Source organism: Caldalkalibacillus mannanilyticus JCM 10596 (assembly GCF_000615945.1).
Lineage (GTDB): Bacteria > Bacillota > Bacilli > Caldalkalibacillales > JCM-10596 > Bacillus_AT > Bacillus_AT mannanilyticus.
In genome coordinates this window covers 48,951-68,204 of record NZ_BAMO01000002.1, presented here as the reverse complement: position 1 = coordinate 68,204, position 19,254 = coordinate 48,951, and the positions used below count along the sequence as shown (strand labels likewise).

The following is a 19,254-nucleotide window of genomic DNA, read 5'->3' as shown; positions in this document are numbered from 1 at the left end:
GCGGTAAAGATCAAACGTTCTATGCTCCCTTTTGGAGATCCGACTGATCATGAAGATCCTCACTCACTGTTTTCTTTAATGCGTTGACTAATAGAGCTGTCACTGCCATCCCAACTAGGATTGCTACAAAGAACATAGGAACATTGCCTACCGCTTTGAAAACAGCAACAACGGGACCTCCGTGTGGAACATTGTCTGTGACATTGCTTATCATGGCAATCACAGCTCCGACCATCGAACCAACCATAATGCTTGGAATGACGCGAAATGGATCTCGAGCTGCAAAAGGAATCGCTCCCTCAGTGATGCCAACCATCCCCATAGCCAGGGCGGCTTTGCCAGCTCCTGCTCTTCCTCAATATATTTCTTCTTATTTAACAATGTCGCCAAGCCTAGACCAAGCGGTGGAATACAAATGGCTACAGCAATAGGCCCCATAATTTCAGGATGTCCTTCTCCAATCATTGCCGCTCCAAATAAGAAGGCGACCTTATTCACGGGTCCTCCCATATCAAAAGCGATCATGGCACCTAAGATCAAAGCCAGCATGACCTTACTTGCTCCTTGCATGCTATTCAACCATGCTGTTAGCCCTTCCATTAATCCTGCGATCGGCTGACCAATAATAAAAATAAAGATTGCAGCAACCAAAAGCGATGCAGTTAAGGGAATGACCAGAATGGGCATGATGGGTTGAATCATAGGAGGGACTTTGATCTGTTTAATTGCCTTGGCGATATACCCCGCTAGAAACCCTGCAATAATTCCACCGATGAAGCCTGCGCCCACTTCACTTCCATAGAAGCTTCCGTTAGCGGCAATGTATCCTCCAATCATTCCCGGAGCCAGTCCTGGACGATCAGCGATACTCATAGCAATAAAGCCAGCAAGGATTGGAACTATGAAGGTAAAGCTAGCCACTCCCACATCCAGCACAGCATTCCAAATCGAACCCTCTGGAATCACTAATCCTTGAGCGGTTGGTTGTCCTCCTACAGCTAAGGCTAGGGCAATCAACAGACCACCTACCACCACAAAAGGAATCATGTAGGACACGCCATTCATCAGGTTCCGGTAGAAAGGAGCTTGGCTCTGCTTCCGCTCAGTTTTCACCTCATCTATGGAACGAAGCTCTTTCTCCTTCTCCAAACCTTGTCCATAGATGGGAACCTCCCCGTCTTCAAACTTTTTGATCAGTTGATCGGCATGTCTTATTCCATCTGATACAGAGGCGATCCACACCTTTTTTCCACGGAAGCGTCTCATGTCTACCTGTTTGTCAGCGGCAATGATGATGCCATCTGCTTGCTGAATTTCTTCTGCTGTTAGTTCATTTTCCACACCAATGGAGCCCTGTGTTTCTACTTTCATTTCATGCCCCATTTTTAATGCCATTTTAGATAGCTTTTCGGCTGCCATATACGTATGGGCAATTCCATTTGGACATGAGGTAATCGCTAATAGCTTCATTTTTTGTTCCTCCTCACCATTTTGATTTGAATCTACCTTCTCTTTCTTACTTTTATGAAAGCCCTTTCTTATCTTTATCTTATCTGATCAAGCGATAAAGAAAAGGACAATTATGTTCCGGAAGTCCCGGTAATGAGTATATCTTTGTCGAAAAAAAAAAACAATGCGACAGCCATCACATTGTTTTTTACTCTTTTGTATTTTGTTCATTTGTATTTTGTCCCTAGTGTTAATTAGTCATATAATCCTTCTCTGGTAACTCCACACGTCTTGGGTAGGCGATCTTGATTCCTTTATTCTTTAGTTCTTGGATTAAGTCCTTTCGTATCTCTTTACATGCCGTAAAATAGTGTTCATCTCGAACAAGACTAATCACCGTATACTTCGCTCCTAGAGCATTATTTTCAACATCCGTAATTCCGTATAACTGCGGAGGCTCCATGACTTGCCCCTGATCATTTTGTAAAAATAAATGCTTTTGGGTTTGAACTAAATGCGAAGAAACTGTATTAACGGCTTCTTCAACCAGTGCTGGCTCTGTTTCATAGGGAACCGTGATATTGACAATCGCCCTCATTCGTTCACGGTTAAAATTCTGGCTAATGGTAATCTCTGAATTCTGGATCACGACAACGTGCTGTGCCCATGTCCGAATCTTCGTAGCTCTCAAGCCCACATCAACAACCGTTCCTGTAATCTGACCGTTATTGATACTAACAAAATCTCCGACTGAGAATTGATCCTCGAAGATAATAAAGAATCCCGTAATTAAATCCTTTACTAGCGTCTGAGCGCCAAAGCCAATCGCCAATCCTACCACTCCAGCTCCAGTAATAATAGGACCTACCTCCGCTCCTAAATTACTTAACATCATCAGAAAGGAAATGATAAAAATAATATATCTTGTCAGCGACAGCAAAAGAGATTCCAGCGTTTTCTTTTGTTTCTCTGCTAATCTAGCAAAATGAAAAATCCGTCTGATCATGATATTTCGAACTTTCAATGCCAGCCAAGTAAAGAAAAAAATAGTTAGGATAATACCAGATTTATTTAGAACTAATAATACGATGGGCCACCAAAAATCTGCTGAGGTGTAGTAGCTCCATTCCTGTGTAAATAACCACTCCATGGTGCTCCTCCTTAAATGATTTAAAGCTAGTATATGTTTCTATTTAGTATTTCATGTTTTCTATCTATTGCTTATTCTAACGTACTTCCGCTGGAAAGGAAAATCCTCAATCTCTTCTGTTTTCCCTAAGCTCCAATTTCTATAAGTTCCAGCTTAAAAGAAAAGAAGTCATTGTGCAAGATCAACACAATGACTTCAAGAAATAGCATCACGACATATTAAAACATAACCTGACCACCTGTTACATTGATAGATTGCCCTGTACAATAAGCTGCTTTATCTGAAGCGTAGAAAATGACAGCATTGGCAATATCATCATAGGTGCACCCTCTTTTTAAAGGGACTTTATCAATATAAACTTGTTCTACCTGATCCTCAGATACTCCTAGCTTTTTGGCATACTGTGGAATCAGACTTTGAAACATGGGGGACTTTAACAGATTTCCAGGCATAATCGAATTGACTCGAATATTATGCTCAGCTAAATCCAAGGCTAGGCTTTGTGTCAGTCCCACTCCGCCAAACTTCGAAGCTGAATAGCCTGAATTATGCTTGCTCCCCACTTTTCCTGATTTTGAGTTTATTTGAATAATATTTCCGTATCCCTGTTTAATCATGACCTTAGAAACCTCTCGCGCACATAGGAAGTAACCTGTTAAATTTACCGCCATGGAGGTTTCCCACGCACATAAATCAAATTCATTTATTTTTGCACTTTTGGCATAGCTGCATTATAGACGAGTAAATCAATTTTACCAAATTCCGAAACCGTTTTTTGAACCATAGCAGCTACATCCGCTTCATTAGTTAGATCCGCTCTTACAGCGATTGCTTTACTATTGTAGGTTTCTTGAATCTCATCCGCCACCTGTTGGGCATTTCCCTCATCAATATCGACAACAGATACTTGGTATCCTTCCTCCGCCAAGCGTAATGAAAGCGCCTCTCCTAAACTTTGCCCTCCACCCGCTACGATCGCTACTTTAGTTGTTTCACTCATAGGTTCTCCACTCCTATTATTTTTTTATCGTACAATCTGTAGAATGTCACCCTCGGTTATTTCTTTTATTTCCTTATCCTCTAAGCACAACGTTCCCGGCAAATCGGCTTCTGTATTCCCATTAAAACGAATCGTAATATGACCTAGCGCACCAAGGTTCTGGTTAACCGCACTGCCCACCGCTGTTACCTTATATTCACTCTCTCCAATTTTAAATAGATCTCCAACAAGAATCTCACCATTTAACTCATTCTGTTCATGGATGATACAATATTCCTTAAGTTCGTCTGGTGCATCACTTTTAAAAAGAATGATCATTTTATCGGCATAAAAGGAAGGAGCCATGGCTCCGATCCCTATTACATTTGAAAAATATACTTTACTCATCTCATCCACCTGCTTTGTATAAAATTCTTAGTCATCTCTTTACTACTTCCTTTAGACAACCTTCCTATATATCCTTATAAATAGCAAAGCTTGCCAGCCATGCGATAAAAACCGTCGGTGCACCGGTTAAGAAGCGAGAGTACAGGACAGCCGGCACCCCTACCTCAACCGTTTCGGCTTCTGCCTCCGCTAGCCCTAAACCAACAGGAATGAAATCTGCTGCGGCTTGTGAGTTGATGGCAAAAAGGGCTGGAAGTGCGAGGTGTGGAGGAATATTACCTTGCCCGATCTCCACTCCAATCAACACTCCGACAACCTGAGCAATTACTGCTCCCGGTCCTAAAAAAGGGGATAACAACGGGAAAGAACATACAACTGAAATGAGCAGCAAGCCCGGTAATGTTCCAGCATAAGGAGATAAGAAATTGGCAAATACATCCCCTATTCCAGTTTCTAGGATAACCCCGATCAGCATCGCGACGAATGCCATAAAAGGAAGGATTGTCTTCAATACTGTATCAATCGTATCTCGACCAGCTTGGAAGAGCGTGCTGACAATGCTCCCCATTCCCATTCCAACCTTCACCATTAGCCCTTTTGGCTTCTGCTGTTCACTTATCTTTTTATCCGTGCTATACTTATATTGAGTTTTTGTTTCTTTTTGCGTTTCTGTTTCGCCGACAGAAGCGCTATTTTTTTCTGCTTTTTGCCCTTCATTGGCTGTAATATTCTCAACCCTTACTCCTGAAACGTAAATGTCCTCTGTAATAAATTTGGCTAAGGGACCACTTTGTCCAGTAGGCATGATATTAATAGTGGGAATTCTCTTTTGTGGATAGATCCCGCAGCGTAATGTCCCCCCGCAATCAATAATGACGCAGGCCGTTTCATCGTCTGGAACCTTTGTTTTAAATCCATCAATCAGCTCAGCCCCTGTGAGTTCAGCCAGTTTTTGAGCGATATCTGGTTTTGTTCCACCGGTAATATAGACAATCTTGTTTTTCTTTTCATCTACTGTAATGGTTAACGGTCCTCCAAAACCACCTTCTCCTGCGTATACTGTTGCAGATTGATAGTTGTGTTGCATGTTTCTCCCCCCTATAGCTCAACCGTATCTTTAAGTTGAACATTTTGTTGTTTTGACACGTAAGCAACCGTCCAGTCCGTCACAACACCACGCATAAAGTTTGTGACAACCCCCACTAGAAAATACATGACCGCCAGTTCAGCAATCGGTAAACCCAATGCTGTAATCCCTTGAGCAATTCCTAAAAAGACGAATAATTCTCCCGGATTAACATGTGGAAACAGACCATTATGTGTGTGACAAGAAAACGAAGCGGCTGAATAATAGCCTGGCTTGTGTTTTTCCGGTAAAAATCTCCCTAGTGATAACGTCATTGGTTGGCAAAGAAAAACGTCCCTACAGTTGGTAAAAATAAGTACCTAGCCACTACATTTTTCCCCGACTTCGAGGCAAGACGTTCGACCCTCTTTTCTCCGACAAAACGGACAAGCGCATTCATCGCCACCAAAAGACAAATTAACAAGGGGACGATTCCTGTTACAAGAGAAACAAAGACCTCTCCACCTCTTTCAAATAAGTTCATAAACCCATCTGCTAGCGTTGTAATGTACTCCACACTAGTTCACCCCTCTCTTCACTTCTGTTTTTTGTACAAGTCTTTCAAACAAGCTTTTCTGAATTGGAACCTCACCTCCTTTAGAGATAATTTTAAGGTTCGTTGCCGCATCTTGAATGGCAGCAACCGTTAATTTATCATAGATGTGCAAGTCCTGCATGGTAAGCTTCAGCAAATTCTTGCCATCTAATCCTCTTAGGGGCTTTACTCGAGAAAATACAGTCACTCCCTGCATTTTTTTGGCTTCGAGAATCTGGTTGCTTTTATTTATAGCAATAAGAATAACCGTTCCTGCCCTAAAGAAGCCTTTTTTCCTCCCAATGGCGACTCTTCCTTTTCTTCTTAGTTGGCTAAAATGTTTATTAAAATTTTTGATTTGAAAGAAGCCCAAAAAGCTCTGTAGTAACCAGGCACTTCCAATCAAAAGAATGATATAGATGAACATTGCTTTTCTCCTCCTTCTGCTCTACTCGCCTGCTTATTTCCTTCTATGCTTCAGCATCTGCTTCCACATGCTTCATAGCTTGTTATTCTAGCAGCAATGCTTACGCTTTCATTTTGTTCATTCTTCTGCTTGGCGTATGATTTCCTCAGCCGTCACTTCATCGGTAATCAGCACATTGATGAATTTTCCTCTTAATGCTCCTAAGATTGAAGGAACTTTATTTAATGATTCCGCCACACCGATTGAATAGCTTAATTCTCTAAGCCTTTCAAGTTCAATTGCAACGGTGCGATCTGTAATCTCGGATCGCATAATATTCCCGTGGACATCGATAAATCTAGAGCAGATATCACCAACGACCTTCAATTTGTCTAGCTCCTCTATCTCCTTTTCTCCATAAAAACCTGTCCAAATCATATTAGAAGAGGCTAGAGGCGCACCGATTCCCACAACAGCAATGGTTAATTCATTCCATAGATCAAGAATCTTTTTAAAGAAATTGGAGGCTAAGAGATCATCTCTTGTTTCTTTTTTTTCAACAACAGCCGCCGCATCGATAAAATGAGCCGTACCCCCAAAAGCATTTGCCAGATTATAGACAATCGTGTTCACATGATACTTGCTATCTAGGGTTCCGGGTCCTCCTACTAGCGGAAAAAAATCAGCCTTTCTGGGTTTAAACTCAGATAATTCATCTACCATACTCGCTAATGTTTTGCCCCAAGCAAAACCCACTTTATCCTGATCAGACATGATGCGATTAAGATATTGAAGAGTAGCTGAGCCGAGTTCCCTTCTTCTCTGTTCGGAAGTCTGTGCATGATTGGAGGGAACCACAATCACTTCCTTCAATTGAAATGCTTTTTCAAGCTGCTCTTCAAGTTCAAAAACTTCACTAAAGGAACGATCAATATGAATCTGAACAATTCCTTCTTTCTTTGCTTTTTTGAGCAACCGACTTATGGTCGTACGATAGATTCCTAACGCCTTCGAAATCTCATTCTGAGTCATATCCAATTCATAGTACATTCTTGCGATCTTCACCAGTAAGCGTTTTTCTTCCCAATTGGGCATGACGTCCCCCCCCTTACCTCATCTTCTAGATTTGTTGTTACTATTCTTGATCACTTATACTCATTTGCACATTTGTGCAACGTATGATATTATGTGCTTTATTTAAGATTAGTATATCTCCATCTCTACTCTTAGTCAATCATTTCATTTGAAATATCTGAAAATAACATAAAGGTCAATTTTCTCAAATAAAAAAAGCATCCTTTCAGATACTTTTTCACACCAACACGTTCCTATTTTTATGACAAACCTTGAGTACGCCATCAATGGCATTGAGTACCCCATAGATATGCTCCTGCTTGATCGCCCCAATATTGGCAATTTGAAAAGCTCTATTTTGTAAGGGGCCTTTGCATTGATAAATCACATAATGTTGTTCTTTTAGCAGATGATGAAACAGCTCCACATCAATCCCCTCTGGATAATAGATACAGGTTAATACACTAGACATATATTCTTCCTCCACCACAAATGAAAAGCCTCGTTCCTTCAGTCCCTGACGCAAAATTTTTGCCAGCTTCGCATAATGTTGAATCTGCTTGTCTACCGTCATCGAAAGAAGCTCACTTAAGGCTTCATCCAGAGCAAAAAATAGCGAAACCGCTGGAGTATTCGGTGTTTGGACATACCCTTCCGCATACTCATAATAGCGATATAAATCTAAGTATTTTGTTCGCGGAATCAATCCTTTTAATTGCTCAAAAGCACTCCTTTTCCCACAAACAAAAGAAAGCCCCGGAAGAGAACCTATCGCTTTGTTCGCAGCAGATGAACAGAAGGTCATGTTATACTCTTCAACAGACAGCTCCTCTGCCCCTAAAGAGGACACTGCATCAACCAAAAAATCGACCCCCATCTAGCTGCAAGCTCCCCAATTTCTCTTATTGGATTTAAAATGCCTGTCGATGTTTCATGATGGACAACCATAATAGCATCATATTGATTTGTGCTAAGCACCCATTCTACCGCTTGTAAATCTATAGGTTTGTCCCAATCTAAACGTAGAGGGATATATTCCAATTGATGGCAATGAGCCAAATCCATTAATCGCTCACCAAACTCGCCATTGGACACGAGGAGCAACCGTTTGTCTGTACCATATGAAGATAGAATGGCTTCATTCGCCGAAGTCCCTGATCCAGAAATGATCACATTTGTATACAAATTTCCTGTTACACCAAAGATTTTGTTCAGCTTTGATCTGCAACGTGATAATAATTCAGAAAACTCTTCTTCTCTATGCCCAATATCATCATGTAAAAGAGCTGCTTTCACACGAGGGGAAACCATAACCGGTCCTGGGCAGAGAAGAATCCTCTGCGATACTTGCATTGATGATTCAGTTTGAGTGTACATCATTTTCTTCCTCCTACTTTGAGTCAACAAAAACTTAAGAGTTGTTCATCCATTCTATTTAAATCACTACTTAGACTACTTGAACGTAATATGACCACTTTTTTCAAACATATGTTTAATTATAGTAATCTTCTCTATTATTATCCATCTTTTTAACTCCTTCGTTGTATGACAAAAGCAAAAAGAGCAACCACACTGAACACAGCATTTTTGCTCCACAAATCATTTATGAGTGATATTCTATTTTTCGAACTCTATTTTACTCACCTTGAACATATCATCCTTATATTCATATGTTAGAACTATGTTACCAATAAATCCACCCGCCGATACCTGACCTGTTACATGAACCTTCAATCCCTGCTGATCAATCTCATACTTAATAATACTTCCAAAAGCAATCTCATCAAATAACCATGGTGAATCTCCCACTTCCTCCATAGTGGAGTAAGAGTAATTTTTGTTATTTACGATGATTTCAATTTCTTCTGGTGTAACCTTTGAAGTAACATGCTGCTGAATATAATCCAGACTAGATTCTATATTCATTTCCTCTAAGGTTTCAGAATCTAACACATGCACTTCTTCTATATTTAGCCCCGTACCTGTAGCTACAGTAAGGATTGTGATGAGCTCTGGTTTTCCATCCTGAGTCACATCTTGATAGACGAATACAGCATCTCTGTTCACCGAATGCTCCCAGTTTGGAAAGAATCGAACTTTGTCTTTTAATTGCACCACCATTTTACTATAGATCCCTTTACTTGATAGCAGATAACCTTCCTTTGGATTGGTCTAATTCGGACAGGAGGATCGGCCATTTATTCTCCAATACTGCCGTTCCAGTATCTAAATCCCAGTGTATGTCATCGGTCAGCTTTTCGGCATCAATAACCGTATCATAGTTGGCGACAACATAGCTATCCTTTTCCTCTGCAAAAGTAACCGTTTCCATTGAGTAGTAATAGGCAGGTTCACTTGTACGAGTTAAATAAGTAATCGTCGCTGTCCATTCGTTCACTTCAATCTTAAATTCCTCGACCCAAGGACTAGAATAACCAATATTATAGTTCCAGTCTTCCCCCGCTCTGATGATCTGCTCTTGGATAAACTTTTCTTTTGCCTGATCGGACATCATGTCAAATCGAGGTTTTCCGTCACGTGTTTGCAGTGCATATGCCCACACTTTTGCAAGGGCTTCCAGCTCCTTAGTCTTAGCTTCTGCATCTGCTTCTTCTCCTGCCTCCCCTTCTTCCCTCATCGTTTCAGCATGTACTTGCTGATTAGACTGAGCTGTCCTTAGAAATCCACTTTCACCATTAAGCAATGGCAGAGCAATCATCAGACATAAAAAGATGACTCCAATACCTATAATGCTTGCTAGGGTATACCGACTTTTCATCCTACCTTCTCCTCTTTGAATTATCTTTTAGCTCATTCTTGGGCGCGCTTAAACTAAATTCATTGTAGTGAAATATTTTTCTATTCCTATCCATTTTAAAGCATTACGTTTCCTAATATATAAACGTGATATCATACATTTTTATTTCATTATTTTTAAAAAAAGTATAATTTATACTGTTTTCTTCTATCCAATAAATCTTGTGATTTTACTTCATCTTACTTACTTCACATATCTCTCCTAGGGCTGTATTTACAAATAGCTTTTTCCGATATTTCAAAATCCAAAGTTTCAAAATTTCAAAATCTACTATTATAGTTTCAACTACTCCTTCATACTCTAACTTATATTTTCCTTCCTTATTATTTTTTTCTACCGCTTCTATTTTAAAGCTTTCACCTTTAAGATTAAAACTGCTTTCATCTATACTTCCTTGTACATTATCATTAGCTTGAACTAAATTGTGAACATTAATAGTTGTAAGTATTAGTAAAGTTGCTAAAACAATAGACACTATTTTTTAAAATCATAATGCAACACTCCTTGTTTTAAAATAATTTAATTCTACCTGTTAAAGAGAAATAGTAAATAAGTGGTATTAATAATAGCAGTATAACTTGAATGAAAATGAAAAACTTAAATGCTCCTACATTTTTGACTTTTACAAAGAGAATTAATACTGACAGAAAAATAGGAGCAATAGCCACTTTAATTAAATTTGAAATAGGAACTATGTTGCCAAAACTATTATTCAGTATAAATATAGTTACAGCTTCAAACACCAACAATATACTGAGAAAAAATGAAAAAATTATCTTTTTTTCGAAATCACAAACCTCCTTATGAACATTTTTTTACACCTGTAACAGATTGTAGCAATTGACTATAAGTTTAGCAATATAAAAAGATAACTAGATGTGTAAAAAAGCAATATTCTCCTTACTATTGTTAGTTCTTCAGTTGCTGACAGCGCAGTGTATTAAGGGAATCACCGAAACGACTTTTGCTCCCAAAGAGCTTACTACACGTGCTCAAAGCACTGTAGTATTAAAACGAATGCTTCAATATTTGCAGTTTATCGATTAATAGACAAACGCCCAAGTCTGTACCAGCTTTTGTTGGTACAGACTTGGGCGCTTCTTATTTCATCATTTTTACCTTTTTACCTTCTCATTTAGTTATGCATTTTTCCCTGCTCCGCATCTGGTTGATCAGCATCATAGCCTTTCATGTATTCCATAAACTTTTCTCCCGTTGCTTGAACCTTAAATTCTTTCATTTCAGTTGATTCTTCCCCTTTGGTTAAGGTAATAATCGTATACCATTCACCCTCCATCGCCAAAGGCAATTCAACCTCATATTTTCCATTTTCCATCTTTTGCATGGTTCCTTGTGTTGGATGATTCATCATCTCCATATTCATATAGAAATGGACAGAATCTACTTCTACAGGATTCCCCTGTTCATCTGCCAACGAAACAACATAAGGCGTCATAACTCCCGTTTCGATTGGTTGAGCAGCAGTTTCAAGTGTTACTTTAATACTAGCTAAGTCTACTACTGGAGGAGCCTCCTCTGTTTCACCTACAGCATCTTCTTTCACGTTATTACAACCTATTAAACTAACTACAAGTACCATCACTAATAATAGTACGATATGTCCTTTTTTTAACATTTCTTTTTTCCTCCTATTATTTATCCAAACGGATTCAGATACACAAGCTGATCTGTCACAATAAGCAGACCAATGATGATTAATAAAATCCCACTGAGTATGGAAATTCCCTTCGTATATTTAGACCACTTACTCAGGTATTTAAGAGCAAAAGAACTTAGCAATCCTATGATCATAAAAGGAACTCCGAGCCCTATGCCATAGATGAAGAGCAACAGTCCCCCTTGCCAAACGGTTTCACTCTGGCTAGCCATAATCAGAGTCGAGCCTAAGAATGGTCCTACACATGGGGTCCAACCAAAACCAAAAGCTAATCCCATCATGAAAATACTGATATTCCCTGATCTCCCTGCAAAAAATGAATCCAAACGATATTCTTTTTGTAAAACATCTAGGCGAAGAAGCCCCAATAAATGCAATCCAAAAAAGATGACAATAAACCCCAAAATCTTCGAGATCATGCTCTGGTGCTTAGAAAGCACTTCGCCTACTAATGAAGCTGACATCCCCATTAAAACCAGCGGGACGATAAGACCACAAACAAAAACAAAGGTACGGAAAAAGATTGTTTGCCGAGAAAAGTGGTTATTCTTCAACTCAGATACTGAAATTCCACTAATAATAGCTAAATGACTAGGGATTAAAGGGATAATACAAGGGGACAGAAAGGATAGCAACCCCGAAATAAAAGCCAATGTCACTGTCATCTATTATTTACCTTGCTGAAATTCATCCAATGCACTTTGGTAGGCTTGAATGAGATTTTCCTTATCTGAAATCACATACGGATAATTCCCCAGATGATTTCCTTCTTCATCAAAGAAGACGTAGGTCGGTGAAGTGGAAACCCCATAATGACTGGAAATGCTCTTATCTAGATCCAATCCCCAAGGGTAATTTAGATTATATTCCTCAAACTTTTTTCGAATGGTGCTTTTCTTTCCATTAAATACGACGGTCACAACCTCAATTTCATCTTGTTCAGCTACTAACTCCTTGTTGTATGGAATCGTATAACTACAGCAATCACAAGGCACAGCTACAAAATGAAGAATAAGCTTCTTTTTCCCCAAGTAATTTGTTAAATCTATGCTCTCCCCGCCGTCTATATGTTCGAGTGTTGTTATATCCTTCACCTTTCCACTTTCATCGCTGCTAAAGAAATTCAAATAGGCAAAGACAGCAATCCCGATGAACACCGCTACTAGGATGATCGTCCTTATGGTATTATTCATTTCATTTACCCCCCATCATTTTTGAATGTAAGCTCTATCTATTTTAGAAGAGGAATAGCAATTTCAGTATGACTCAAGAGGGCTATTTTTGTGACGAAACGATGAATATCCTTTATCTTGAAGCAATTAAAGCCGCACATGAATCCTATAAGAATGATGAATTAATTGATCTAAAGGATTAAAAAAAGATTGATCCTATTGATCAACCTTTTTTCAAAGCTTCTTACAGCCTTTATTTGATTTTGTTGAGATGTTCTTCTAGTCGGTTCCAAGTTTCAGTTATACCTTGTATCATTCCCATGTCCATAACAGTCTTGAGAGCCTCCGCAGAAACATATTCTCCTCGGTTAATGAGATTTGTTTTTCTATCTAGTTCAACGAATTCTAATGTGACTTCGGTTGAAGGCATATTCGTATTAATATTACCTTCTGCATCCGAGAAATAATCGGTGTAATTGATCATTTCCGGCTCGTTAATATCCTTGTAAATTCCTTTGCCCCATGATTCCATTCCATAAAATTCACCTTGATTCCGGTCAACACACTTCATGCAATAGTGCCATTCACCACCTGGTCTAAAGTCGACGTTACAGACTGGAAGCTCCCATCCGTTCGGTCCCCACCAATGTTTGAGATGCTCAGCCTCTTTAAACATACTAAATACAAGCTCGCGCGGCGCATCGAAAACTCGCTCCAAAACCAGTACCCGATCGTTCTCTACCCTTGAAATCATTTCGTTTTTTGACATGACAAATCCCCCCAAAGCGTTTTTTGAATTTTTCAAGACGCTAACTCAATGTTTTTTTGCCCTGCAATACATTTAGATAATCATCCAACTTATCCATCCTTGATTCCCACAATCGACGGTAGGAGTCGAGCCACTGATCTAGTTCTTGAAGTGGTTCTGGTCTTATCTTATAAATTCGGCGATTCGCTACCGGCTGAACCTCGAGGAGGCCAGACTCGCAGAGGACGCGAAGATGCTTGGAGGTTTGAGGTTGGTTCAGTTCCAGTTTCTTGGCGATATCCCCCACTGGAAGAGGTCCTTCTAGCAGTAGCTCAACGATATTCAGACGGTTGGGCTCAGCTAGAGCACTAAAGGTTTGTATGTTCATGTTGAATCATCTCCCAACGTTTCATTTTTCTTCCTTACTAGATTCCATTTCCTCGACCTTCGACAACATCTAAATGTACTACGTATTTCTTTGCTTAATCCGAATATACACTATCAGGAATATTCCTGTCAAGGAATATTAAAATCCGTTCCTAGATGACAACTTTAATTTCTACTCCATAATGATCTGATATGACTGCTTTATTGCTGTTATTAAAGATGACATGCGAATATTCAACTTGAACTGGCTGGTTCATTAAGATCAAATCAATTCGTAAGTCCTCAGTATTATTATTCCAACCTGCAATTTTTCCTTGTACAGTCATTCCTTCATCTTTTTGCTTCGCGAGATGGTAGGAATCATAAAGCCCTTTGCTCAACAAATAATCATAACCTTCTCCTTTTATATAAGCATTGTTGTTAAAGTCCCCTAACAAAAAAAACAGTTCATCACTATTCATCTGTTGAAGAAGCTGATCTGCTTGGTACTTAAAAGGTTCCTCTTCATCCTTCCACCACCCTAGATGACATGAATAGAAGGATATAGGTTTGTTATGATAATTGATTTTCACTCCGACAATTTTTCTTGTTTTCCAATTTTCTTTGTCTGTAGCTTTAGATATGAAAAAAGAGTATGGCTCTATTATGGGGTGCTTTGTTAAAATAGCTAATCCTTCTTCATATATTTCAAAACCTATGTGAGAGAGGTCCCAGACAAAAGAATAGTCGCTTACACCAAGCTTTTTAAGCTCCTCCAATAATACGTATCCAAAGTTATCCCGTTTTATCTGTCTGTCGACATATTCTCCCTTGATCAGTTGGCTTACCTCTTGCAGTGCAATAACATCGTATGATTTTTCTTTAATAGTTTGGGCTAGGTACTGAATTTTCTCGATTTGGTTCTCCTCTTGCCAAGAATGACAATTGAGTGTTAGTAATTTCATTTTTTTAGTACCTCCAAAGACTTTTATGTAACTTTAACACGTTGTTAGTCGTTAAAAACGAAAATTATAGGGAACTATATAGTCAAATTTAATGATATAGGAGGAGAGATTTGTGGACAAGGAAATGAATTACGGTAGTGACTATAAGTACATCCCAGCAACATCTATTCAAAGTGGTAGGGGTATAGAGGTATTATCAGACCTTTTCAGCTACACCATACAGATCGTAAATATTCACTTGATTGGTGATCCCAAAACAAAAGAATTTGTATTGGTTGATGCGGGGATGCCTTATTCAGCAGAAGAAATTGTGTCAGTTATTGAAAATAGATTTGGAACAGACAATCCCCCAAAGGCCATTATTTTAACACACGGTCACTTTGACCATGTGGGGGCCATTATTGAACTCGTAGAACACTGGAATATACCTGTATATGCACACGAGTTAGAAATGCCTTTCTTAACAGGAAAAAAAAGCTATCCAGAACCAGATCCAACTGTTGAAGGGGGCATGGTTGCTAAACTGTCACCGCTGTTTCCTAATGAACCCATCAATTTAAGAAACAACGTTAAGCCATTACCCTCCGATGGATCTGTACCTCATATCCCAGAGTTTAAGTGGATTCATACACCTGGACATACCCCAGGTCATATTTCGTTATTTAGGGAAAAGGACAGAGCTCTAATCGTGGGAGATGCTTTTGTTACAGTTAAACAAGAGTATCTCTATAAGGTTATAACACAAGAACAAGAAATCAGTGGTCCTCCAAGATATTTGACTACAGATTGGAAGGCTGCCAAGGAATCTGTCAGTAGGTTAGCGGCATTAAAACCAACTGTCGCCGTTACTGGACATGGACTACCCATGGCTGGTGAAGTATTAACAGAAAACTTAGCAAAATTGGTTAAAAACTTTGATGACATTGCCAAGCCTGATTTCGGAAAGTATGTAAACTAAGGAATTTACGCAAAATAATAAACGTTCGAGTAGATAAATAACCATCTCGGGTATTGATGTTCTACTCTTCTTTTGAATAAACTATTTGCTAACAAGCATGAAATTCGGATAACGTTTCGTGTTCACGGCGCCGAGAGCCTTAAGCCCAGTGTTCTACTGGGCGGGTCGACAGACTTAGGCTCGCAGGATGTGTTTGCCTGAATTACTTCCCGGGAATCCCTCGTGCAAACCAAAGCGACAGCCGTAACGTGAAAACATTGTTATCTGTCGTAGTCAATACATCTTGAAAACACCCTAACAAAGACATTATGGTTGTCCAGTAATTCTTTAATTACTTCTTCAATTCTTTGTCTACTAATTTCATCGATAAATATCATATCACTAGACCAGAAATACTTCCCAAATAAAAGTTCACCAGAATTATGATTCTTCTTGGTTATAGTATTTAGATTCTCATATGTAAAGAATGACGCTATCCATCTTGATCCGTCATCAAATCTGACTATAACATCAGTATTGTTATCATATTTTTCCAAATCATTTATTTCTTCAGACTCAATCCAAACTGAGTACTTATCGAGTTTAGGATAAATTTTATCTTGATTAATAATCTTTGCCCATCTTTTTATCCATTCATTTTCTTTCTTAATCCACTCCTCAACTGATAATGAGATACTGGTCCAAAAAGTATTATATTCAACTTCTTGACCATTTCCACCAGTTAATACCACAGTAGCTCTTGTTTTATTGAAACCAAAATATGGACAATACTTACCATCTTCATATGTCATACAGTGAACTCCCACATCTCCAGGTCCATATGAACAACAATTTGGAATTTTATCATTACCCTCATCTTCAAAAAAACATTGCCCTTCAATCACTATATTTTTCCACCCCATATAATTCACCCTCAAAATTATAATATTGACTATGACAGATAACGTTTCCGTATCTACGACGCCCATGAGCTTACAGGCATTCATGAGCCTTAGTTAGCTCTTAACTTAGGCTCATGGATGCCGGCTCGGTTAGCGAAGAGAATGTGTCGCTGAGTTGCTTCTAAGCCTTTCGGTATCCAGCGACCAAGCCGCCCCCGCGCGGCGCAGCGTAGATACATTGTTATATGGAGTTCGGCGTCCCTCAGTTCAGAGGTTGCCATGAATGGCAACCCCTTTTTGTTTATCTATGCCTAGTAAATAAATGATATAAAAAGTAAGATTACCTTTAATCATACTCACTTTTCTTCAATCCTTCGTTTATTCTAATATAGGGCGCATAAAGCTTCTTTCATAACTGAGAATACATTTAGTCTCTTCTGCTAACTTAAATGCTTTTATACACTCTCCATCATTTACTATTTTTAGCCGATACTCTTCATAATCCTTCAAGCTAGGAAAAGTGAATAATGCATATGCAATGTTATTGGCCCCCTCATGCGGGAGAAAGTACCCATGATGATTTCCACCGAATTTATTAACCAATGGTATCCATAGCTTAGCATATTCCTCGAATTCATTTATTTTATAAGGGTCAATAATATATTTTAAATAACATGTAACCATTTCAATCCTCCTATAATCTATTAATATTTAACTAAATTAAAATTCTCCTGCAATCCGGTGATAGAAAAAATACAATTTGTTGTAGAAATAAAACTTTCAAAATGCGGCCATGGACGGCCGCACCCTTTACGCCGAATTTCTTATAACGTTTCGTGTTCACGACGCTCTTGAGCTTACAGGAATGATAGAGCCTTACATAGCTCTTATGTTAGGCTCTATCATTTAGTCTCGGTTAGCAAAAGAGATGTGTCGCATGATTCTGACTTCTTTGTATATACATCTCAGCGGCGCAGCGTGAACTTTTTGTTATATGTAGTTCGGAGTCCCTCAGTTCAGAGGTTGCCATGGACGGCAATCCCTTTCTTGTTCAACTAAAGCACTCCTTTAGTTGAACAAGAAGTTCTGAGCTCTTATGATTCAAGAAGTTGGTTCCTCATGTCTAGTTTTTTAATCGCCAACATCGAATTATCCTGAATGATTCCTGTATCTACGAAACCAAATGAAGTGTATAATGTTTTAGCTATGACATTACTTGTATGATAAAAGAGGCCTGCATATTCTGCTTCCCCATATGGCATATTTTCAATATCCGTCAACATTTTTTCAAAAGCAAGTTTACCATATCCTTTTCCTTGGTAACTTTTATCAATCATATTATGCCAAATAAAATAACTTTTCTTGCCATAGAAAAGTTCATTTTCAAATGATTCATGATCTAACGTATCATAAATATACATCAAAAATCCAACCATCGTGTCATTCGCATAAATAGCTAGTGGAGAAGCTGGTATACCATCTGTGTTCAACATATGAGCGTTTGCGAAGCATCTAAGGTTAGTAGTTTCTAATATAAATTCTTTCTGGTTTGCTTCAACTTCAAGCGCTATTACTTCATCTATGTTATCCCCGTTTATTTTTCGTAATTCAATCATTTTTTTATCTCCTCTCTAAGTCAAGCCACTTTCACACATGACCTAAAATACCCAAAATATCTTTTCCTTTATTCTCAAAATAGGGTACTCATAATTACTAATGATTCCTCCATTTAAGCTAGAAACATTTCGTACAACAAACCTGCTTTGTTAGTTGAACAACAAGATTCATAAAAAAAAACAGCTTAGATTAGTTTTCAGAATGCGCCCATGGACGGGCGCACCTATTTACGCCGAATTTCATATAACGTTCCCGTATCTACAACGCCCATGAGCCTTACAGGCGAAGTCCTGAGCCTAGAAATGCATTGCTTGGTGAAGGCGAGCCGACTCGGTTGGCGAATGGGTGTGTCGAGCATTTACTTCTCTGTTATCCACTTCGAAACCAAGGGCGCTCGTCGCCCGCCGTGTAGATATTTTGTTAGGTGAAGTACCAGTCAACTTTGACATACAATCAAATCAATTGTTTTTCATAATCTTTTCATTCGCTTCTCTATAAATTAATATTATTGATTCAATAATATCTCTGGTAGGATCATCATTGTCTTCATCAAAATCATTCTGATAATATCTTAAATCAGTACTTGATTGGGCAATTATTTTTAAAATTCTAGATCTATATTCTGGATTAACAGATTCTAAATATGGAGAGTTGGTCAAGTTTTTACCATTTTCGTGCATTAGTTCTAAACCTTCAATTACAAGATCATAGCCTTGATCAATTAAAAACTCATCTTTATATTTCGCATCTTCGACCTTGTTATAATATTCTCCTAACAAACTAACTATTTCCTGATAAAATCTAAATTCGTTTGAATTCTTATCCTTCTTTTCCTTACGTGCTGTCAAAAATAAATCTTTCATTGCTCCTAATACATCCATAGTATTTGCTCCTTTGTTTTTTGGATTTTGTATTTCTATTTTT

The 19,254-nt window shown here is 38.7% G+C and carries 20 protein-coding genes and 4 pseudogenes; 2 read left to right on the top strand and 22 right to left on the bottom strand.

Annotated features, from left to right (window positions below; genetic code table 11):
- Positions 1-19: 19 nt before the first annotated feature.
- From JCM10596_RS23230 to JCM10596_RS01405, 12 genes and pseudogenes are all read right to left on the bottom strand, one after another.
- Positions 20-1,470 (bottom strand): annotated as a pseudogene (locus tag JCM10596_RS23230) (PTS fructose transporter subunit IIC).
- 229 nt (positions 1,471-1,699) lie between these two features.
- The gene (locus JCM10596_RS01460; RefSeq protein WP_025025615.1) at positions 1,700-2,599 is read right to left on the bottom strand and encodes a mechanosensitive ion channel family protein; all 900 of its coding nucleotides are present in this window, start codon (positions 2,597-2,599) and stop codon (positions 1,700-1,702) included.
- Between the two features lie 218 nt (positions 2,600-2,817).
- Positions 2,818-3,599: pseudogene (srlD, locus tag JCM10596_RS23225) on the bottom strand (sorbitol-6-phosphate dehydrogenase).
- Positions 3,600-3,623: 24 nt separating this feature from the next.
- Positions 3,624-3,986, bottom strand: a complete 363-nt coding sequence (locus tag JCM10596_RS01445; protein WP_025025614.1) for a PTS glucitol/sorbitol transporter subunit IIA — start codon at positions 3,984-3,986, stop codon at positions 3,624-3,626.
- 64 nt (positions 3,987-4,050) lie between these two features.
- Positions 4,051-5,073 (bottom strand): PTS glucitol/sorbitol transporter subunit IIB, encoded by a 1,023-nt coding sequence (gene srlE / locus JCM10596_RS01440; protein ID WP_025025613.1) that lies wholly within the window; start codon positions 5,071-5,073, stop codon positions 4,051-4,053.
- Between the two features lie 11 nt (positions 5,074-5,084).
- Positions 5,085-5,596 (bottom strand): annotated as a pseudogene (srlA, locus tag JCM10596_RS23220) (PTS glucitol/sorbitol transporter subunit IIC).
- Between the two features lie 34 nt (positions 5,597-5,630).
- Positions 5,631-6,074 (bottom strand): transcriptional regulator GutM, encoded by a 444-nt coding sequence (locus tag JCM10596_RS01430; protein WP_025025612.1) that lies wholly within the window; start codon positions 6,072-6,074, stop codon positions 5,631-5,633.
- Positions 6,075-6,191: 117 nt separating this feature from the next.
- Positions 6,192-7,148 carry a sugar-binding transcriptional regulator gene (locus JCM10596_RS01425; RefSeq protein WP_025025611.1) on the bottom strand — a complete coding sequence of 319 codons (957 nt, stop codon included), beginning with the start codon at positions 7,146-7,148 and terminating at the stop codon, positions 6,192-6,194.
- 217 nt (positions 7,149-7,365) lie between these two features.
- Positions 7,366-8,438 (bottom strand): annotated as a pseudogene (locus tag JCM10596_RS31090) (pyridoxal-phosphate-dependent aminotransferase family protein).
- Between the two features lie 306 nt (positions 8,439-8,744).
- Positions 8,745-9,248 (bottom strand): hypothetical protein, encoded by a 504-nt coding sequence (locus JCM10596_RS01415; RefSeq protein WP_025025610.1) that lies wholly within the window; start codon positions 9,246-9,248, stop codon positions 8,745-8,747.
- Positions 9,249-9,264: 16 nt separating this feature from the next.
- Positions 9,265-9,906, bottom strand: a complete 642-nt coding sequence (locus tag JCM10596_RS01410) for a hypothetical protein (RefSeq protein WP_025025609.1) — start codon at positions 9,904-9,906, stop codon at positions 9,265-9,267.
- A 208-nt stretch (positions 9,907-10,114) separates the two neighbouring features.
- The gene (locus JCM10596_RS01405; RefSeq protein WP_025025608.1) at positions 10,115-10,420 is read right to left on the bottom strand and encodes a hypothetical protein; all 306 of its coding nucleotides are present in this window, start codon (positions 10,418-10,420) and stop codon (positions 10,115-10,117) included.
- Between the two features lie 401 nt (positions 10,421-10,821).
- Here JCM10596_RS01405 and JCM10596_RS29390 point away from each other — a divergent pair, with 401 nt between their 5' ends.
- Positions 10,822-10,992 (top strand): hypothetical protein, encoded by a 171-nt coding sequence (locus tag JCM10596_RS29390; RefSeq protein ID WP_159102292.1) that lies wholly within the window; start codon positions 10,822-10,824, stop codon positions 10,990-10,992.
- Between the two features lie 88 nt (positions 10,993-11,080).
- On the opposite strand, the gene JCM10596_RS01395 is transcribed toward JCM10596_RS29390, so the two are convergent.
- From JCM10596_RS01395 to JCM10596_RS01365, 6 genes are all read right to left on the bottom strand, one after another.
- Complete coding sequence (locus tag JCM10596_RS01395; protein ID WP_025025606.1) at positions 11,081-11,581, bottom strand: FixH family protein; 501 nt, start codon at positions 11,579-11,581, stop codon at positions 11,081-11,083.
- A 20-nt stretch (positions 11,582-11,601) separates the two neighbouring features.
- On the bottom strand, positions 11,602-12,288 hold the full coding sequence (locus JCM10596_RS01390; RefSeq protein ID WP_025025605.1) for a cytochrome c biogenesis CcdA family protein: 687 nt from the start codon (positions 12,286-12,288) through the stop codon (positions 11,602-11,604).
- Between the two features lie 3 nt (positions 12,289-12,291).
- Positions 12,292-12,816 (bottom strand): redoxin family protein, encoded by a 525-nt coding sequence (locus JCM10596_RS01385; RefSeq protein WP_025025604.1) that lies wholly within the window; start codon positions 12,814-12,816, stop codon positions 12,292-12,294.
- Positions 12,817-13,048: 232 nt separating this feature from the next.
- Positions 13,049-13,564 carry an SRPBCC family protein gene (locus JCM10596_RS01375; protein ID WP_025025603.1) on the bottom strand — a complete coding sequence of 172 codons (516 nt, stop codon included), beginning with the start codon at positions 13,562-13,564 and terminating at the stop codon, positions 13,049-13,051.
- Positions 13,565-13,604: 40 nt separating this feature from the next.
- Positions 13,605-13,931 carry an ArsR/SmtB family transcription factor gene (locus JCM10596_RS01370; protein ID WP_025025602.1) on the bottom strand — a complete coding sequence of 109 codons (327 nt, stop codon included), beginning with the start codon at positions 13,929-13,931 and terminating at the stop codon, positions 13,605-13,607.
- 151 nt (positions 13,932-14,082) lie between these two features.
- On the bottom strand, positions 14,083-14,874 hold the full coding sequence (locus JCM10596_RS01365; RefSeq protein ID WP_025025601.1) for an endonuclease/exonuclease/phosphatase family protein: 792 nt from the start codon (positions 14,872-14,874) through the stop codon (positions 14,083-14,085).
- 112 nt (positions 14,875-14,986) lie between these two features.
- On the opposite strand from JCM10596_RS01365, the gene JCM10596_RS01360 reads away from it, so the two are divergent.
- Entirely contained in the window at positions 14,987-15,832 is an 846-nt protein-coding gene (locus JCM10596_RS01360) for an MBL fold metallo-hydrolase (RefSeq protein WP_025025600.1), read from the top strand.
- Between the two features lie 260 nt (positions 15,833-16,092).
- Here the strand turns inward: JCM10596_RS01360 and JCM10596_RS29895 are convergent, their stop codons facing one another.
- The 4 genes from JCM10596_RS29895 to JCM10596_RS01335 form a co-directional block, all read right to left on the bottom strand.
- Positions 16,093-16,716 (bottom strand): hypothetical protein, encoded by a 624-nt coding sequence (locus JCM10596_RS29895; RefSeq protein ID WP_234410368.1) that lies wholly within the window; start codon positions 16,714-16,716, stop codon positions 16,093-16,095.
- Between the two features lie 375 nt (positions 16,717-17,091).
- Complete coding sequence (locus JCM10596_RS01345; protein ID WP_025025598.1) at positions 17,092-17,397, bottom strand: NIPSNAP family protein; 306 nt, start codon at positions 17,395-17,397, stop codon at positions 17,092-17,094.
- A gap of 410 nt (positions 17,398-17,807) precedes the next feature.
- Positions 17,808-18,329: a GNAT family N-acetyltransferase gene (locus JCM10596_RS01340; protein ID WP_025025597.1), complete on the bottom strand. Its 522-nt coding sequence runs from the start codon at positions 18,327-18,329 to the stop codon at positions 17,808-17,810.
- Positions 18,330-18,788: 459 nt separating this feature from the next.
- Complete coding sequence (locus JCM10596_RS01335) at positions 18,789-19,211, bottom strand: hypothetical protein (protein WP_025025596.1); 423 nt, start codon at positions 19,209-19,211, stop codon at positions 18,789-18,791.
- Between the last annotated feature and the right edge of the window lie 43 nt (positions 19,212-19,254).

What these genes read in the sequence shown, in the direction of transcription:
- JCM10596_RS01395 (WP_025025606.1), bottom strand. Translation starts at nt 11,581, where the DNA reads ATGTTAAAAAAAGGACATATCGTACTATTATTAGTGATGGTACTTGTA.
- JCM10596_RS01390 (WP_025025605.1), bottom strand. Translation starts at nt 12,288, where the DNA reads ATGACAGTGACATTGGCTTTTATTTCGGGGTTGCTATCCTTTCTGTCC.
- JCM10596_RS01375 (WP_025025603.1), bottom strand. Translation starts at nt 13,564, where the DNA reads ATGTCAAAAAACGAAATGATTTCAAGGGTAGAGAACGATCGGGTACTG.
- JCM10596_RS01460 (WP_025025615.1), bottom strand. Translation starts at nt 2,599, where the DNA reads ATGGAGTGGTTATTTACACAGGAATGGAGCTACTACACCTCAGCAGAT.
- JCM10596_RS01345 (WP_025025598.1), bottom strand. Translation starts at nt 17,397, where the DNA reads ATGGTTACATGTTATTTAAAATATATTATTGACCCTTATAAAATAAAT.
- JCM10596_RS01370 (WP_025025602.1), bottom strand. Translation starts at nt 13,931, where the DNA reads ATGAACATACAAACCTTTAGTGCTCTAGCTGAGCCCAACCGTCTGAAT.
- JCM10596_RS01335 (WP_025025596.1), bottom strand. Translation starts at nt 19,211, where the DNA reads ATGGATGTATTAGGAGCAATGAAAGATTTATTTTTGACAGCACGTAAG.
- JCM10596_RS01365 (WP_025025601.1), bottom strand. Translation starts at nt 14,874, where the DNA reads ATGAAATTACTAACACTCAATTGTCATTCTTGGCAAGAGGAGAACCAA.
- srlE (WP_025025613.1), bottom strand. Translation starts at nt 5,073, where the DNA reads ATGCAACACAACTATCAATCTGCAACAGTATACGCAGGAGAAGGTGGT.
- JCM10596_RS01430 (WP_025025612.1), bottom strand. Translation starts at nt 6,074, where the DNA reads ATGTTCATCTATATCATTCTTTTGATTGGAAGTGCCTGGTTACTACAG.
- JCM10596_RS01425 (WP_025025611.1), bottom strand. Translation starts at nt 7,148, where the DNA reads ATGCCCAATTGGGAAGAAAAACGCTTACTGGTGAAGATCGCAAGAATG.
- JCM10596_RS01445 (WP_025025614.1), bottom strand. Translation starts at nt 3,986, where the DNA reads ATGAGTAAAGTATATTTTTCAAATGTAATAGGGATCGGAGCCATGGCT.
- JCM10596_RS01410 (WP_025025609.1), bottom strand. Translation starts at nt 9,906, where the DNA reads ATGAAAAGTCGGTATACCCTAGCAAGCATTATAGGTATTGGAGTCATC.
- JCM10596_RS01340 (WP_025025597.1), bottom strand. Translation starts at nt 18,329, where the DNA reads ATGATTGAATTACGAAAAATAAACGGGGATAACATAGATGAAGTAATA.
- JCM10596_RS29390 (WP_159102292.1), top strand. Translation starts at nt 10,822, where the DNA reads ATGTGTAAAAAAGCAATATTCTCCTTACTATTGTTAGTTCTTCAGTTG.
- JCM10596_RS01415 (WP_025025610.1), bottom strand. Translation starts at nt 9,248, where the DNA reads ATGGTGGTGCAATTAAAAGACAAAGTTCGATTCTTTCCAAACTGGGAG.
- JCM10596_RS01385 (WP_025025604.1), bottom strand. Translation starts at nt 12,816, where the DNA reads ATGAATAATACCATAAGGACGATCATCCTAGTAGCGGTGTTCATCGGG.